Source organism: Aerococcus tenax (assembly GCF_003286645.3).
Classification (GTDB): Bacteria; Bacillota; Bacilli; order Lactobacillales; family Aerococcaceae; genus Aerococcus; species Aerococcus tenax.
This window is the reverse complement of sequence record NZ_CP127382.2, coordinates 886442-901178: the sequence shown is the minus strand read 5'-3', so window position 1 is coordinate 901178 and position 14737 is coordinate 886442. Positions and strand designations below refer to the sequence as shown.

At 39.6% G+C, this 14737-nt stretch carries 20 protein-coding genes and 1 tRNA gene; 18 read left to right on the top strand and 3 right to left on the bottom strand.

Translation table 11 applies throughout. The annotated features are described in order from the left end of the window. Nucleotides 1-9: 9 nt before the first annotated feature. From DBT50_RS04385 to DBT50_RS04320, 14 genes are all read left to right on the top strand, one after another. On the top strand, nt 10-948 hold the full coding sequence (locus DBT50_RS04385; RefSeq protein WP_111853399.1) for a primase alpha helix C-terminal domain-containing protein: 939 nt from the start codon (nt 10-12) through the stop codon (nt 946-948). Continuing rightward, on the top strand, nt 941-2425 hold the full coding sequence (locus DBT50_RS04380) for a DNA primase family protein (RefSeq protein ID WP_111853398.1): 1485 nt from the start codon (nt 941-943) through the stop codon (nt 2423-2425). Before DBT50_RS04385 ends, DBT50_RS04380 begins: the two co-directional genes overlap by 8 nt. Nucleotides 2426-2726: 301 nt before the next feature. Next, nucleotides 2727-2975, top strand: a complete 249-nt coding sequence (locus DBT50_RS04375) for a hypothetical protein (protein ID WP_111853397.1) — start codon at nt 2727-2729, stop codon at nt 2973-2975. 11 nt (nt 2976-2986) lie between these two features. After that, nucleotides 2987-3229 (top strand): hypothetical protein, encoded by a 243-nt coding sequence (locus tag DBT50_RS04370; protein WP_111853396.1) that lies wholly within the window; start codon nt 2987-2989, stop codon nt 3227-3229. A gap of 11 nt (nt 3230-3240) precedes the next feature. After that, the gene (locus tag DBT50_RS04365; protein WP_111853395.1) at nt 3241-3483 is read left to right on the top strand and encodes a hypothetical protein; all 243 of its coding nucleotides are present in this window, start codon (nt 3241-3243) and stop codon (nt 3481-3483) included. Between the two features lie 13 nt (nt 3484-3496). Further along, entirely contained in the window at nt 3497-3769 is a 273-nt protein-coding gene (locus tag DBT50_RS04360) for a hypothetical protein (RefSeq protein ID WP_111853394.1), read from the top strand. Next, on the top strand, nt 3756-4025 hold the full coding sequence (locus tag DBT50_RS04355) for a hypothetical protein (RefSeq protein ID WP_111853393.1): 270 nt from the start codon (nt 3756-3758) through the stop codon (nt 4023-4025). Before DBT50_RS04360 ends, DBT50_RS04355 begins: the two co-directional genes overlap by 14 nt. Before the next feature lie 155 nt (nt 4026-4180). After that, nucleotides 4181-4615, top strand: coding sequence for an ArpU family phage packaging/lysis transcriptional regulator (locus DBT50_RS04350; protein ID WP_111853392.1), 435 nt, complete (start codon nt 4181-4183; stop codon nt 4613-4615). A 21-nt stretch (nt 4616-4636) separates the two neighbouring features. Next, nucleotides 4637-5002 (top strand): hypothetical protein, encoded by a 366-nt coding sequence (locus tag DBT50_RS04345; protein ID WP_111853391.1) that lies wholly within the window; start codon nt 4637-4639, stop codon nt 5000-5002. A gap of 23 nt (nt 5003-5025) precedes the next feature. Beyond that, nucleotides 5026-5520: a hypothetical protein gene (locus DBT50_RS04340; protein ID WP_111853390.1), complete on the top strand. Its 495-nt coding sequence runs from the start codon at nt 5026-5028 to the stop codon at nt 5518-5520. A gap of 722 nt (nt 5521-6242) precedes the next feature. After that, nucleotides 6243-6410, top strand: coding sequence for a hypothetical protein (locus DBT50_RS04335; RefSeq protein ID WP_181566101.1), 168 nt, complete (start codon nt 6243-6245; stop codon nt 6408-6410). 28 nt (nt 6411-6438) lie between these two features. Beyond that, nucleotides 6439-6666 carry a histidine kinase gene (locus tag DBT50_RS04330; RefSeq protein WP_111853389.1) on the top strand — a complete coding sequence of 76 codons (228 nt, stop codon included), beginning with the start codon at nt 6439-6441 and terminating at the stop codon, nt 6664-6666. Nucleotides 6667-6684: 18 nt separating this feature from the next. Beyond that, nucleotides 6685-6912, top strand: a complete 228-nt coding sequence (locus tag DBT50_RS04325; protein WP_111853388.1) for a hypothetical protein — start codon at nt 6685-6687, stop codon at nt 6910-6912. A 113-nt stretch (nt 6913-7025) separates the two neighbouring features. After that, entirely contained in the window at nt 7026-7301 is a 276-nt protein-coding gene (locus tag DBT50_RS04320) for a hypothetical protein (RefSeq protein WP_224786503.1), read from the top strand. A gap of 547 nt (nt 7302-7848) precedes the next feature. Here the strand turns inward: DBT50_RS04320 and DBT50_RS04315 are convergent. The 3 genes from DBT50_RS04315 to DBT50_RS04305 form a co-directional block, all read right to left on the bottom strand. Next, nucleotides 7849-7933: transfer RNA gene (locus tag DBT50_RS04315), tRNA-Leu, on the bottom strand. A 183-nt stretch (nt 7934-8116) separates the two neighbouring features. Beyond that, a complete protein-coding gene (locus DBT50_RS04310) occupies nt 8117-8995 on the bottom strand; it encodes a DegV family protein (protein ID WP_111853387.1) in 879 nt (292 codons plus the stop codon). Nucleotides 8996-9172: 177 nt separating this feature from the next. Then, nucleotides 9173-9913 (bottom strand): esterase family protein, encoded by a 741-nt coding sequence (locus tag DBT50_RS04305; protein WP_111853386.1) that lies wholly within the window; start codon nt 9911-9913, stop codon nt 9173-9175. Nucleotides 9914-10256: 343 nt separating this feature from the next. On the opposite strand from DBT50_RS04305, the gene DBT50_RS04300 reads away from it, so the two are divergent. The 4 genes from DBT50_RS04300 (at nt 10257) to DBT50_RS04285 (ending at nt 14706) form a co-directional block, all read left to right on the top strand. Next, entirely contained in the window at nt 10257-10616 is a 360-nt protein-coding gene (locus DBT50_RS04300; RefSeq protein WP_111853385.1) for a YolD-like family protein, read from the top strand. Between the two features lie 117 nt (nt 10617-10733). Continuing rightward, on the top strand, nt 10734-11165 hold the full coding sequence (locus DBT50_RS04295; protein WP_111853384.1) for a MarR family winged helix-turn-helix transcriptional regulator: 432 nt from the start codon (nt 10734-10736) through the stop codon (nt 11163-11165). A 14-nt stretch (nt 11166-11179) separates the two neighbouring features. Further along, complete coding sequence (locus tag DBT50_RS04290; RefSeq protein WP_111853383.1) at nt 11180-12907, top strand: ABC transporter ATP-binding protein; 1728 nt, start codon at nt 11180-11182, stop codon at nt 12905-12907. After that, nucleotides 12907-14706, top strand: a complete 1800-nt coding sequence (locus tag DBT50_RS04285) for an ABC transporter ATP-binding protein (RefSeq protein ID WP_111853382.1) — start codon at nt 12907-12909, stop codon at nt 14704-14706. The genes DBT50_RS04290 and DBT50_RS04285 overlap by 1 nt, the downstream gene beginning before the upstream one ends. The last annotated feature ends 31 nt before the right edge of the window (nt 14707-14737 follow it).

The following is a 14737-nucleotide window of genomic DNA, read 5'->3' as shown; positions in this document are numbered from 1 at the left end:
GTGGCTGCCATGATCTACACGACTACAGGAGTTAAGAACAACCAGCTAAAAGAATGCCCCTCTAATGGTAGTGACTTTGAAACCTTGGCCTATCTTTGCCAAAACAATATCAAACACCTAGAGGGTATTCAATCCAAGCCAGACGGTGACAAGCCCGTTCCTGATGAAATCAAGCTTAATAACTGTCTTTACTTCTTTAGTGGCCAAATTCAAGGCTCACAGCGTTCAGACAGTCAAACCATAAATAAGTCATTGATCACTTTGGATATTGAGCCTAAGGCCAACGCTGACCCTAACAATCAACTTAAATATGCCCCGCTGGCTTATGAAAAAGCCCTTAGCCTGCTTCTAAAAGAGCTTGAGGGACTAAAGTATATCATCTATCCAACAATCAACAGCCAGCCCCAGCATGCCAGAATAAGGGTCATTTTAGAGCCTAGCCAGCCCATGACTAAACAAGAATGCAAGGCAACCACTCAGGCGCTTATTGATCACTTTGAACAGTTAGGTTTACCCATTGACCCAAGTAGTGGCGACTTTAGCCGCCTAATGGGCATGCCGGTAGATAACGGCCTACACGGTGAATACAAGGTAATTACCCAGCTAAGTGGTGCGAAAGTGCCTGTAAATCGTTCTGAGCAACAAGCTAATTTTGAAATTAAAAGGACTTATAGCCCCTATGAGAATGGCCGCTATATTGGTAAAGTACCCCGGCTATTACAGGAAGTTTATTCCGGAATTTCTCAAGGCGGCCGCAATAACTTTTTCACTAAAGCCTTTGGAACGCTTCTAAAAGCCAATGTTAGCCCAGAATGCTGCATTTCTATTTGCCAAGATTGGAATCAACGCTTCACTCAACCGCCCTTATCTGATCAAGAATTAGTTGGTGTAATGAATAGCGTTTTATCACGAGAAGAACGAAAGCGAGGTGAACCAGTAGATGACTGATGAATTTGATGAAGTGCTTAGACGTGCCAGAAAACTAACCAACCCTCCTAAGGAGAAAGCACCCAGCACCATGGAAGAGATCCGCTCAGCACTCAAAGCCGCAGGGGCTAAATGGCGGGCTGATCACCAAGAAGAAAATAAAAGCGCCCCCTTTTTACACGAAGGAACAGGGGCAAAACTGTTTATGCAACATGTCCATTGTATTTTGATAGGTAATGACCGTGACAGGGCTATGCTAGCTTACTATGACCCAGAACAAGGCCTTTATATTTCAAGTGAAAATGAAATTAGTAGGCTGATTAATTGTTTAGAAGAAGAAAAATATAAGTCTAAGCATTGGATCGAGGTTATCCGGCAATTAAGAATCAGAGTGCCCCTCATAGAGCCTTTTTCTAGCCGTGACCTGATCCCCGTTAATAATGGCATTTACTCACTCAAAGAGCATAAGTTACTACCCTTTAGCCCTAACTATGCCATTACCAGCAAGATTGCCACCAACTACAATCCCTTGGCCACTAAGCCCATTATCAATGGCTTTGACTTTGATAAGTGGTTGCTGTCTATTGCTTGTGGTGATGAAGAAGTCGTTACCTTACTATGGCAGGTTATCAATGAAGCCCTGAACCCTAATCATACCCGCAACAAAATAGGTTTTCTCATTGGTAGCGGAAATAGTGGTAAAGGCACATTTCAGCAACTATTAATAAATCTTATTGGCAAGAAGAATGTTAGCGCCTTAAAACCGCCTGATTTTGGCAGCCAATTTGGGAAAGAGGCACTAATAGGGAAAGTCTGCAACATAGGGGACGATATCTCTAATAAATATGTCGATAGTATCTCAGATCTTATGAGTATAGCCACCGGAGATCCCATTATGATAGAGGAAAAAAGGAAGCCCATTTTTATGGCCACCTTAAAAATGTTTTGCTTATTTAGCGGAAACGGTATGCCCAACGTCCGGAACAAATCCACAGGTTGGTATAGACGGTTACTATTGATCCCTTTTAATGCTGACTTTAACGGCGAAAAGAACGATCCCAACATTAAAGAAGTCTACCTAAAAGACAAGGCTGTTTTAGAATACGTCCTAAAAACAGCTATTGAGTTGGATTTTACCCACTTTATTGAGCCAGAAGCGGTTAAGAAAGAAATTGCCAAGTATCGCCGAGCCAATGACTTTATAGAGGGCTTCATTAACGATGAGTATATCCCCAGTGGCTATCATGAGTTGGGGAAAGTGCCAAACAATTTTATTAAGCATGCCTTAACAGCCTATAAAGAGGAGATGGGCAACTATAGCCCCCTACCCTATGGTTTTTGGACTAAATTTATTGAGATCTTAGAACGGTTAACGGGTAATAAGTATAAATTAGCCAAACAGCGAATTAATGTCACTGAGTCAGAAAATATGCCTGAGGAAATTCAATCCTATGCCAAGGGGAGGAATCCAATAAGAATTATTCTCAAGTCTGAATAATGTCCCGCATTGACCCGTATTGACCCGCTTGAGGCGGGACGCTAGAAATAGCGATAAATCAATAATCTAACATATATGTCCCCTATGTCCCGCTTCTTTTTAAGTATAACTATAGTAAATAAATAATATATATATATAACAAGTTGGCAAGAACCGGGACATTTTTTGGGGATAGCTCTAAAGCCTTTGCTATCAAGGGATTTGGGGGCAATTTTCCCCTAAAAACAACCGGGACAAGACAGGGGACACACCCCCCTAAATAGATCATTAACAATCATTAAAAACCAAAGGAGACCTAAAAATGGATGTTTTAGAAATAAAAGATGAATATATCAAGAAGCGGATGAAGCAATTACTTAATCGCCCCCAAGGAGACGGGGCATATATGCTGGCAGAACAAGAATTTAATCTGATTATGACCATGCAGGGGATCATTTATTACATTGAGGGAGACATTACCAAGGATCAGCTTGAGTTAATCAATGATCAAAACGGGATCGACAGACAAGGTTATGACCTTATGCGAGAAGTTGGCATTATTGAGTTTTAAGGAGGTCTAAAATGGATAGTTTGGAAATGAGAGACCACTATTTGCAAAAAAGAGGCAGCCAATTCCTTGAGTACCCTAAAGGAATGTTGGCAGGCATGGCAGCTCAACATGAATATGATATGGCGGTAATTACCCAATCGATTGACCTGTATCTATCAGGGGAAATCAGCAGGCAAAGACTTGAAGCGATTAATGCTGAAATGGGCATACCCAGAGAGGCTAAAACGCTAATGAAGTTAATTGGGATTTTATAGAGGAGGATCTTATGGACGAAAAAGAAATGATTAATAAATATATTGAAAATCGAGTGGCAGGCTTGGCAAAGCAACCAGCCCCCATTGTTGCTAAATTATTGGCAAACCAAGAAATAGAAATGATTGGTTTAGTAGGTACGGTGATTGACTATCTTAATGGTGATTTACCTAAAGAAGAACTTAAAAAGTATGCCTATTCTGCAGGTATGCCAACAGAAGCAGCAGACCTTTTTAAAGAAGTAGGCATTTTATAAAGGAGTCAGGAACATGGAAGCAACAGAAAATGTTATTAAAAAGTACGTTATTAGCCGCACAGACGACATAATCAACCTACCCAAGCGCCCTATAGCCGAAGCACTAGCAGAAAAAGAAATAACATTTTTTGCGGTTATGGACTTAGTGGCTGGCTATCTTAACGGGGAAAATTCTGAGGCTGAGCTTGAAAAAATGCTTAGTATGCCAATATTAGACGATGGGGCTGTTGAGGTAATGAAAGAAGTAGGCATTTTTAAAGGAGGCAACCAAGATGTTAAGTTTTAGAGAATTAGAATCCCGCCTTGATTGTTTTGCAGACAACTATATTAATGACCGTGTTCAATCGCTAACGGACACTTCAAAAGATGAAGTAAGTAAGACCCTAGCAGAGACCGAAATAGATGTGATGATCTTGTACTATGCTATAACTCGTTTCCTAGCTGGCGGCATTAGTGAGGATAAGTTATGGAAGATCAAAGAAAATACTGAGATCGATTGTTCTGCCTATGAGCTTATGAAGAATTGGGGATTTTTCAATTAAATGGCCTTGACTAAATCGGGGTATAAAAAAAGCTTATCATCATGGATAATAAGCCCGTTTAGAAAGGAATATCTAATTAATTATTAGCAGAAGCCCACGAGATCAAGTAGGCTATACCAATTATAGCATATTTTGAGCAAGAGAGGGGCTAGGCAATGTATTATATTCCGCCAGTTGATGAAGAAAAAACAGCTAAAAAGGTCAATAAATTGTTAAGTGGTTATGACCGTTTAAGGCGCCTTAGTGGCTACCAAGGCCGGTTAGTAGCTAACTATAGATACACCCCCGAAAAGCATGTAAAAAATGCTGGTAATTATTCCGAGGATCTTATAGAGATCAGGGAAGAGGCTAAAGCCAAAGTATTGGAAATTGAAAATGCAATCGATTTAGTAGAACCCGAGCTAGGGAAAATTTTAGAAAAAAAGTATATTAAGCACTTTAAAAATACCGAGATATATATTGAATATTGCTATTCTGAATCCACTTTTTATAGATTATTGAGAAAGGCTCAAATTCAATTCGCAGAGGCCTTTAAAGGAGGTGAGCTATTATGCTTTGAGAATGAAAACGATCGTATTACTTGGAATTAAAAAAGAAAAGGAGAATTAATAATGAACGATTTGAGAGATGAAATTTTAAACAAGCCAGGTACACTTGATTTAGGGGTTTACATGGAAATTGCTGAGGAAGAAGCGGCCAAAGAATATCAGGCCTACAAAGAAGCCCAAAAGGCTAAGATTAAAAAAATGCAGGAGCAGGAAGAAAAGAACCGCCAATTTTTAGCTGACGCTATGAAAGTGGAAAGTGACCGCCTAGCAAAAGAACAGGCTGACCGGGAACATGACCGAAAAGTCTTGGCTCAACGGAAAGCGTTCAAAGAAGCTGGACTAACTTACAACGAGAAAACCACGGAAGAACGGGCAATGCATGACGCTTATGCTAATATGGCCGAAAACCTTATTAACTCAGCGAAATAGGCTCATAGAAAGAGATAATAGCCATGAATAGAGAATTTCTAAAACAGTTTGGCTTGGACAAAGAAGCCATTAACACCATCCTAGGGGAATACCATAATTCCCTAGATCAAGTTAAGGAAGAATATAGGGTTCGTGCTGAGAAAGTTTCCGAGTTGGAAAAGCTCAAGGAAGCCAACAGCACCCTTGAAGACACCGTAGCCACACAGGCCGAGGAGCTTTCAACCTATCAAAAGGCATTGACTGAAAGCCAAGACTTGTTAGGCCAAGAGAAGATCAATAATACTAAGGTCAAAACATTGGCAGAGTATGGGCTTAACCCTAATATAGCTAAGTATGTTAAGGGGGAAACAGCCGAAGAGATCGCAGCAGATGTTCAACTACTAAGAGACACCCTAGACAGCAGACCACAACCTGAGGCACCTATGAAGTCCACTGAGCCTAATTTCTATGACTTCCATAACCGTCAAAACCCATACGCTCAGATGGCCGACAACCTTATCGAAGCTTCATGGCGCTAAAGTAATTGCTACTGGTGGAAAGTATAGTAGGTAGATTAAGAGAAGTCAGAGGGGATCGGTTAACTACCGCCCCCTTTTCTTTTTACCCCTCTACCTTGAATAGTCCCCCTGCCATACAGTCCACTTACCTACCTACCTACCTGCCTGCCTCTACTATCTAGACCCTAGAGACTAACCAGTGGGCTAATTCATATTGATAAGGGTAAGCAATTGATATAGATAAAGATAACTAACTGATACAGATAAGCTATTATATTCACAGCAAAGCTTAGATCTATTGGCTGATAGGTAGATGATTAGATAGGCCAACCAACTAATAAATGTTGCTGCTAATATTAATAACTATGATCAATTAATCTAATCAATGATTACTTGGAACGCTGATTAAGATTTAGATATAATAAAGTAAATGCTTGTTCAGTCTGATGGATGGCTGAACCCTAGCGAGGACAAGGCTCTAACCTATGCTGGCTAAGCTTCAAGGCAAAGTAGAAATTAAAAATAAAATATAAAAAATAAATAATTTTTTCTTTTTTTGAATGAATGTAATCATAAATAATATTTTTTAAAAATCTGTAGGTGGCTGACTCAGTAGGTGGGGGGGATACCTCCCCCACCCCATGGCCGGCCGTCATTCAGCCGTCTATTGCACATATTTTTTCGTGAAAAGAATCTAAAAGAACAAATATAGGACAATTAAAGTCTAAAAAGGAGAAAGTGCCATGAAAAAAGTCAAAAAGCCCACTAGGCAAGAGCTAGAAGAAGCCTATAGAGCAAGGCTAGAATCTGAAACGCGCCAGCCAGAGACAGAAGAACAGCGTAGGTTGGCCGCAGAGCGTAAAAAGAAGCTTAAAGAGACCGTTAAAACGCTGCAAAAACACGGCGGCTAATTACTACTCAGCTAGTAGGAGTAAAAAAATGGAAGATGTAAATAAACTTACTGATGAAGAAGTTGGTGCGATCATTCAAGCAAGGTATAATGCCGAAAGCTTACAACCGGAAACCGAAGAAGATCGCAAAAGTGTAGAAGAAAGATGGAAAAAGATTAATAAAATGTCTTGTGAGCGTCTAAAAAAGCAAGGCTATAATGTTGAGTTATCATCTGACGGTCTGAAAATTAAAATTATTGAAAAGACTAATCACTAACCATACGAGGAGAAATTCATGCTCACATTTAATTTAATAAGTTGCGTAGACGGATTTTACCATTATGAAATCTACCCTGAAGGAAAAGAAGAAAACAAAGGCTGGGTAATATTTAACCCCGAAACATGGGAAGTAAAAGAGAAAGTAAACCCAAAAAGCTCTTTTGAGTGTATAGGACATTTTCTTCAAGGGGTAACAGATGAAAATGGTAACTATAAAGAATCTGGTATGGTTGCATGGTGTTAAAAATAGCGCTCACTGACGAAGCAAGAAAATTGATTAAAGGCAACGAAGTAAATCAGCTGATGAAATTGTTTTATAATGTTGGTGTAAATTATAAATTAAGGTAGGTGGAAAACATGGCCAATGAAAAGTTAGTGTTAGATGGCAAATTTAATAAGACCGTTGATGAAATGGTAAAGTTGTGGGATGCTAATTATTCAAATTTTAATGAAAAGGAAGTGACAAATATGGCAGAAGATGTAAGTAAACTTACTGATGAAGAAGTTGGTGCGATTATTCAAGCTAGATATAATGCTGAGAGCTGGCAACCAGAAACAGAAGAAAGCAAAAAAGTTGTAGAAGAACGATTAAGAAAAGTTGAAGAATACAGAAAAAAATATTTAAGTAAGTAACCACCACCGCTGATGTGAACGGCGGTTTTTTTACGCCAACAATCGTGCGTTAATCGTGCGAAGTCGTTAGTGTAAGTAGCTATATTGTCGCTTGTTTCCTATCGTGATATAATTAAAGTAAGAGCTTGGGGGCAATTTAGCCCCCGTTCAAAAGTTAATAAAAACTTTTTATCAAGTCTATCAAGGTTGTGACTAACTTAATAATAGCGGTTATTAAGTTGATAAAGTCATTCCCTTTGATGGGCTTTTTCTTATGTCCAAAACATGCCCTCAGATTAAAATAAAGACCGCTACAGGCGTTTTAAGGCTTAGGAGGTATAAATATATTCTAAGTAGTTAAAACAGGGTAGAAGCGCAATAAAAAAAGCGGTTCTTATGACCGCTCATTCATTCTTTTCTATAAACCCCTTGGCAGAGGGCTAAAAACTTGTACGAGATTTGTACGATTTACTTTTGATTTGACTGTTTTTAAATAGTTTCAAATTGATTAAGAGTGCTGTTATATCAACACTTTTAAATCTGTTTGACACGCTTTAAATATATTCTATGCGGCCAAGAGGACTTGAACCTCCACGGGAATTACTCCCACTACCCCCTCAAGGTAGCGCGTCTGCCGATTCCGCCATGACCGCTAAATTTGACTACCCATATATCATAACTTAATTGACACTCTTCTGTCAAGGCCTTTTTATCCTTTTTGGCAAAAGAAAGATCTTACTAACACCAAATATCCCATAGCTTTAATAATTGTAATTATTAAGTGATCCAATGATATAAAAAAAGAGCCGCGAGTATAGACTCGGGCTCTCTGTTTCTTATTCTCCTTGTGGGCGACGACATGCTAGCGTTCCCATGCCAATACATCCTTGGCCTCCATGGGTCCCTAAAACAGGGGTCAAATAAGTCGTCATATAATCTAAATCAGGAAATTCAGCTAAAATTGCTTGTTCAAATTCTTTGACTTCCTCAGGGGCATTCCCATGAGCAAAAGCTAATTTTAGCCCTGCAGGATAGCGATCTTTTGCCTCTTGAACGAGTTCAATATAGCGCTTAATCACCTTACGTTTGGTTCTAACCTTATCAAATAAAACCACTTCACCTGCTTCATTGAAGTATAAAATAACAAATACTCTTAGCATGGTAGACAAGGCTGCTTGAAAGGAAGTTGCTCGTCCGCCTTTAACAATATTTTTCAAGTCTTTTAACATGACATAGACACGGGAGTTATCAGCAATCCATTGCATTTCTTCCGCTATAGCTTCAGGCTGCCGCCCCTCTTCTACCATTGCCATTCCCTCTTTTAAGATGTGAAGCATTTGGATAGAAGTTCCCTTAGAGTCGATAATATAAGAGTTAAAGTGATCAGCATACTCCTCTAAAATCATATGGGCAGTCTGTAAGGTCCCGCTTATTTTAGAGGAAAGGAAAATACCAAAAACTGTGTCATAGCCTTCTTCCACTAGCTGGTCACAGACACGATAAAATTCTACAGGTTGAGGTTGCGAAGAGGTTGGCAGTTCCTCACTGGTCTCTAATTTGTTGTAAAAGCGCTCGCTTTCCGCAATATCTGTCGTGTCACCAAAGACCTCCCCATCAGGAAAACGTACCGATAATTCCACTTCCATGACATTGGCTAAATTCTTCATATTATCGGGAAGTGATGCCGTACTATCAATGATAAAAGCAGCCTTCATAATTTACTCAATTTCCTCCTTATATAAAATGGGTATTTAATTATCTTATACTAGCACAAAAAAACAATTTCGATAAGTAAAGACCATTGTCTATAAGAGACGGTTAGCCAATTATTATTGATAGCATTTAAAGTTCACCCTTAATGGCATTTGTTTCTCCCCCATTCAATGTCTTTATCATAGGGGATACAAAACTTGCAGAAAATATGGCATTTGTTTGCGCCACCATGGCCAATCATGGGCCACATCTTCTCCCCAAGTATCAAACCAAGCTGGGATTTGTTTACATTCAAAGGCCTCTTTTAAGCTATAAAAGCTTGGTAGACCATCTTCTTCCCAGGGGCCGAGTCCTGTACATACAATGATATCGCCTTGGCGGTAATGATCAATAAACCAAGGATCATTTTGCCCCCAAAGGAAATCGACTGGTGAGTTATGGTAAATTTCAAAATCGTCCTGGTAGCCTTTCATGAAATAACGAACATCATATACTCCACTTAGAGCAATCACAGTGTCAATTACATCTGGGTGGTTTAGAAAAGTATTAATGGCATGGTAGGCACCCATACTGCAACCGGTTGCGCCCATGGGGTCCATCCAATTCGAAACACGCTTAATTAAAGGCAGGGCTTCTTCAATAAAATAACGATCATAAGCCTGTTGGGCTAAGGCCATATCATGACCAGATTTATTGGATAACCAGCTCTGATCATCATAGGAGGACAAGGTAAAGAATTGCACCTTACCATTGTCAATCCAGGCTTGGCAGGCCTCAATCATCCCAAAATCAGCATATTCATTATGAGAGCCGCCTGAAGAGGGAAAGACCAAAAAGGGCTTCCCAGCGTGTCCATAACGATTAATTGACATATTCCGTCCGATATTGTGCCCATAGTGGGTATAGCTTTCAAAATTCATAACTGTCTCCTTAATATTCACCTAAGTATCAGATTAGTAGAGCGAAAATCAATTAATTTTGACTTGCCTTAAGCATCGCTTCACTCATTAACAAAATTGCCAGCATTGCTAAGGGTAGACTTATCTGCTAAGCTAGAAGATCAGTCATTTTTTTATCAGCTGGATAGTTTTCCTCATAGTATAGCACATTTTAAATCGAGATTATTAGGATTAGACAATATTTGGCAAACAATCAATCAGTCCCTGCTCATTAGGTGGAACAGTTGACAATAAGAACGTATGTTCTTATATTAAGAGATAGTACCATATGATTATTTACTAGCTAATATAAGGAAATGATTCTATGCCCGAGCAAACGAAGCACAAAAAATTCCCCCATGCCTATCGATCCATGATCAAATGGCAGAGCATGTTCCTATCTGAACACCGAGAAGCCTTACGATCAAGACAAAAAAATTACGGCAGAGTCCATCCCCAAGCCTTGACTAGCCAGCAAATGACTTTGACCGAACTCCGCCAGAAACTTTTTCTGGCCTTGAATAGTCAACTCCCCTGCACCATTGTTTTGAATGAAGTCGATTCAGATGGCCACTATCGATTACTACATGGTTATATACATAGCCTAGACCACGAGTATTTTCTGATGAACCAAGAAACAATTCCTTTATCTCTCCTTAAATCTTGCCAGATCATTCTAGATTAATTGGATTATTTTATCGATTTCTAAAAGCCTAAGCGCTTTACTTGTAAATACAAGTAAAAATGATTATCATGGATAAATGGACATTTTTAAAAATAAAATGCTTAGAAAGGAGTTACTATGGAGTTTGCCAAAGACCACCTAAGTACACTACTCTTTCAGGTAGCGACTTTAGAAAAAAGCTATATCGACAAACAGGTTAAAAAAGCTAATCTAAATATCATTCAAGCCAAGAGTCTTTATTATATCCATCTCCATCCCCAGCTCATCCAAAAAGAGCTCGCTGATTATTTGGATAAACCCCATGCTACGACCAGTAATATTGTGACTAGTCTAGAAAGTAAAGGTTATCTTTATCGCAAACAAATTTCCGGGAATGAACAAAAGAAATACCTGTTCTTAACGCCACAGGGAGAAAAACTGGCTAAAGAAATCAAATGCATTTTTGACCAACTTGAAGAAATTGTGACTAACAATTTTTCCTTAAATGAAAAAAAAGGAATCCAAGAATTACTCAACCGTATTCACAATAATTTACAAGAACAAAAATAAGAAAGGAGTCGCCTATGTTAAAAATACTAAAACGCATCCCCATACACTTAATCTTGCTTAGTATCTTCTTTGCATTTGCCCAAGGGCTTGCTGAATTAGTCTTACCAACTTTCACCGCTGGCCTAGTTAACCAAGGGATTGTCCCTGGGGATTTTTCAGCCATTACCCGAATTGCTATCCAGATGCTAGGTGTCACCCTAATCATTGTTGGTTCTGCCCTAGCAAATATCTGGTTTGCTTCACAAGCCTCACAAGGACTGGGAAAAGATTTACGAGATACCATCTACGCTAAAGTACAACGCTTATCGAAAGATACTTACGATCATTTTGGTGGTGCCTCTCTGATTACTCGGAGCTCAAGTGACATTATGCAAATTGAATTGACCACAATGATGGTCTTACGAATGTTTCTATTGGCTCCGGCTATGCTTATTGCTAGCTTAGTGATGGCCTACCGAGCAAGCGCCTTACTTAGTCAAACCTATCTGGTTACCATTCCCCTAGTTATTATCTCTTTAGCCTTAGTCCTCTATTTCGCCTCCCCCTTATTCCGCGCCATGCAAGCCAAGGTGGACAATATGAACCTTATCTTTAGAGAGGGACTAACTGGTATTCGCGTCATTCGCGCCTTTAATAAGAGTGACTATGAATCCAAGCGCTTTGCTAAGGCCAATGAAGACTATCGGCAAACGGCTGTTGGTGCCCAAATTCGCTTAGCTTTCCTACTCCCTGCACTACTCTTAATTTTGAACCTAACCACGATTTATATTAACTGGTTCGGGGGGCATTTAGTCGCCAACCAACAACTCAGCATTGGGGTTATTCTTTCCTTTGTTTCCTATACATCCATTATGGGAATATCCTTTGCCTTTATCGGCATGATGTTTGTTCTCATCCCAAGAGCCCAAGTTTCAGCTGAACGGATTAACCAAGTCCTCGATGCTCCTGAAAAAATTCATTCCCCTGCTGATGGTGGCAAGGCTTTTGATCCTAAGCGGCAAGCTAAACTAGATTTTGACCATGTCAATTACAGCTATCAAGGGGCAGAATCTAATGTTTTAACCGATATTAATTTCTCTATCAAAGCTGGGGAAACCTTAGGAATCATTGGCGGGACAGGTTCGGGAAAATCAACCATCGCTAACCTCATCCTGCGCTTCTATGAACGTTCTAGTGGCGACATCAAGATTAATGGCGAAAAAATTGAAAGCTATAATCTTGATGCTCTACGTGACTATATCGCCTACGTTCCTCAAAAGGCCAACCTTTTCAAAGGAAATATTCGCTCTAACTTAGAATTTGGTAAGGGGCAGGCTAGTGATGAAGAAATTTGGCAAAATTTAAAGATTGCTCAAGCTGCTGACTTTGTGTCAAACTTATCCGATGGCATTGACCACCGAGTCGAGCAACGCGGTTCAAATTTCTCAGGAGGGCAAAAACAACGTCTCTGCATCGCCAGAGCCTTGATGAAGGATGCGGCTATTTTAATCTTTGATGACTCCTTTTCTGCCTTAGATGCTAAAACAGATGTCAACCTAAGACAGGCACTGAGTCAGTACGCCAAGGATAAAATTACCCTTATTATTTCACAAAAGGTCTCTACAATTAGAGATGCTGATAAAATTTTAGTCTTAGAAGACAATGGGAGTGTGGCTGGCTTAGGTAACCATGATACTTTAATGGAAACTTCGCCTTTATATGCTTCTATCGTGTCATCACAACTCAAGGAGGTGAGTGAATAATGGGAAGACGTACACCAAAATCAACTAGCAAAGCCCTTAAACGTCTTTTTAAATTTTTCGGTCACTATCAAAAATCATTCATTGCGGTTGTAATCCTTTCGGTGGCAGCAACGATAGCCGAAACCGTTGCGCCTAAAATTTTAGGACAAGCAACGACCTTGATTGCTGAAGGGGTCAGCCAAGGCCTACAAGAAATGAATGGACAAATGGGCTATAAGATTGACTTTACCGGGATTTTCCGTGTGCTTCTAGTGGTCGCTGCCTTATATATTGCCACTAGTATTGGCCGTTACTTCCAAAATTATTTACTGTCACATGCCGTACAGGGAACAATTGCTAATCTCCGCCAAGCCATGCGAGATAAATTGAATAAGCTTCCAATTAGTACCATTGATCATTTATCGACCGGTGAAATTTTGAGCCGGGCCATCAATGATATTGAAAATATTGCCCGTACCCTGCAACAAAATATTGCTCAAACTATTATGAGCATTACCCAGTTAATTGGTGTAGTAACGATGATCCTCATGATCAGTCCCAAAATTGGGGGGCTTATGATATTAACTGTTCTATTTGCTGTTTTCCTAGTCAGCCGCATCACACCAATAACTCAAAGACTCTTTGCTGACCGGCAAAGAATTCAAGGAAGCATTAATGACCATATTGAGGAAGACTATAATGGTCAAATTGAAATTCGTGCTTTCAACCAACAAGGTCATAAGCGCGATCTATTTGAAGAAGAAACCGATGCTTATTATAAAACCTCACAACGGGCCGAATTCTTTTCTGGTTTTCTCTATCCCATGGTTAACTTTATCCGTAATTTAGATTACGTCTTAATTGCTTTTGTCGGGGGGATAGAGATTTTACAAGGCCGTCTACCACTTGGGGACGTCCAAGCCCTCTTACAATACAACCCACAACTTTACCAACCCATTTCCAACCTTGCTACTATCGTTAACCAAATTCAAAGTACTCTAGCTTCCGCTGAACGGGTATTTGAATTCCTGGATCTGGAGGAAATGGAAGTAACCCATAGCGACTACTCCGTTATTGATACTGATAAAAAGGTAATCTTTGACAATGTTTATTTTGGTTATGATGAAGACCATTACACTTTAAAAGATTATAATTTGGATGTTAATGAGGGCGAAACTATTGCTATCGTTGGCCCTACTGGTGCTGGTAAAACGACTCTAATTAACTTATTAGAACGCTTCTATGATGTCGATAAAGGTAGTATTAAAATTGATGGTAAAGATATTCGTGACTATTCCCGCGAGGATGTTCGTAAACAAATGGGAATGGTCTTACAAGATACCTGGCTATTTAACGGAAGTATTTATGATAATATCGCATACGGTGATCATAACCAATCTGTTTCAGAGGAAGAAGTTTATGCAGCGGCTAAAACCGCCCATGTCGATGACTTTGTTCGGAAATTGCCTGATGGCTACGACACCATCATTAATGAAGATGCTTCAAATATTTCTCAGGGACAAAGACAGCTCATTACGATTGCCCGTGCCCTAGTAGCCACACCAGATATCTTAATCTTAGATGAAGCAACCTCAAGTATCGACACGCGTACTGAAGAATTAATTCAGAAAGCAACCGAAAAATTACTTAAAGGACGAACCAGTTTTGTGATTGCTCACCGTTTAAGTACGATTCAGGATGCTGATCAAATTATTGTTATGGACCAAGGAAGAATTATTGAAAAAGGTAACCATGAAAGTCTAATGGAAAAACGAGGCTTCTATTACGGCTTGTATAGTGCCCAATTCCAAGAAGATTAACAAAAAGCTCAGTCTCTTTTACTGTGTCATA

Coding starts and splice junctions, on each gene's coding strand:
- DBT50_RS04350 (WP_111853392.1), top strand. CDS start 4,181: ATGTATTATATTCCGCCAGTTGATGAAGAAAAAACAGCTAAAAAGGTC.
- DBT50_RS04355 (WP_111853393.1), top strand. CDS start 3,756: ATGTTAAGTTTTAGAGAATTAGAATCCCGCCTTGATTGTTTTGCAGAC.
- DBT50_RS04290 (WP_111853383.1), top strand. CDS start 11,180: ATGTTAAAAATACTAAAACGCATCCCCATACACTTAATCTTGCTTAGT.
- DBT50_RS04345 (WP_111853391.1), top strand. CDS start 4,637: ATGAACGATTTGAGAGATGAAATTTTAAACAAGCCAGGTACACTTGAT.
- DBT50_RS04300 (WP_111853385.1), top strand. CDS start 10,257: ATGCCCGAGCAAACGAAGCACAAAAAATTCCCCCATGCCTATCGATCC.
- DBT50_RS04295 (WP_111853384.1), top strand. CDS start 10,734: ATGGAGTTTGCCAAAGACCACCTAAGTACACTACTCTTTCAGGTAGCG.
- DBT50_RS04375 (WP_111853397.1), top strand. CDS start 2,727: ATGGATGTTTTAGAAATAAAAGATGAATATATCAAGAAGCGGATGAAG.
- DBT50_RS04385 (WP_111853399.1), top strand. CDS start 10: ATGATCTACACGACTACAGGAGTTAAGAACAACCAGCTAAAAGAATGC.
- DBT50_RS04335 (WP_181566101.1), top strand. CDS start 6,243: ATGAAAAAAGTCAAAAAGCCCACTAGGCAAGAGCTAGAAGAAGCCTAT.
- DBT50_RS04310 (WP_111853387.1), bottom strand. CDS start 8,995: ATGAAGGCTGCTTTTATCATTGATAGTACGGCATCACTTCCCGATAAT.
- DBT50_RS04360 (WP_111853394.1), top strand. CDS start 3,497: ATGGAAGCAACAGAAAATGTTATTAAAAAGTACGTTATTAGCCGCACA.
- DBT50_RS04325 (WP_111853388.1), top strand. CDS start 6,685: ATGCTCACATTTAATTTAATAAGTTGCGTAGACGGATTTTACCATTAT.
- DBT50_RS04340 (WP_111853390.1), top strand. CDS start 5,026: ATGAATAGAGAATTTCTAAAACAGTTTGGCTTGGACAAAGAAGCCATT.
- DBT50_RS04370 (WP_111853396.1), top strand. CDS start 2,987: ATGGATAGTTTGGAAATGAGAGACCACTATTTGCAAAAAAGAGGCAGC.
- DBT50_RS04365 (WP_111853395.1), top strand. CDS start 3,241: ATGGACGAAAAAGAAATGATTAATAAATATATTGAAAATCGAGTGGCA.
- DBT50_RS04305 (WP_111853386.1), bottom strand. CDS start 9,913: ATGAATTTTGAAAGCTATACCCACTATGGGCACAATATCGGACGGAAT.
- DBT50_RS04330 (WP_111853389.1), top strand. CDS start 6,439: ATGGAAGATGTAAATAAACTTACTGATGAAGAAGTTGGTGCGATCATT.
- DBT50_RS04380 (WP_111853398.1), top strand. CDS start 941: ATGACTGATGAATTTGATGAAGTGCTTAGACGTGCCAGAAAACTAACC.
- DBT50_RS04320 (WP_224786503.1), top strand. CDS start 7,026: ATGGCCAATGAAAAGTTAGTGTTAGATGGCAAATTTAATAAGACCGTT.
- DBT50_RS04285 (WP_111853382.1), top strand. CDS start 12,907: ATGGGAAGACGTACACCAAAATCAACTAGCAAAGCCCTTAAACGTCTT.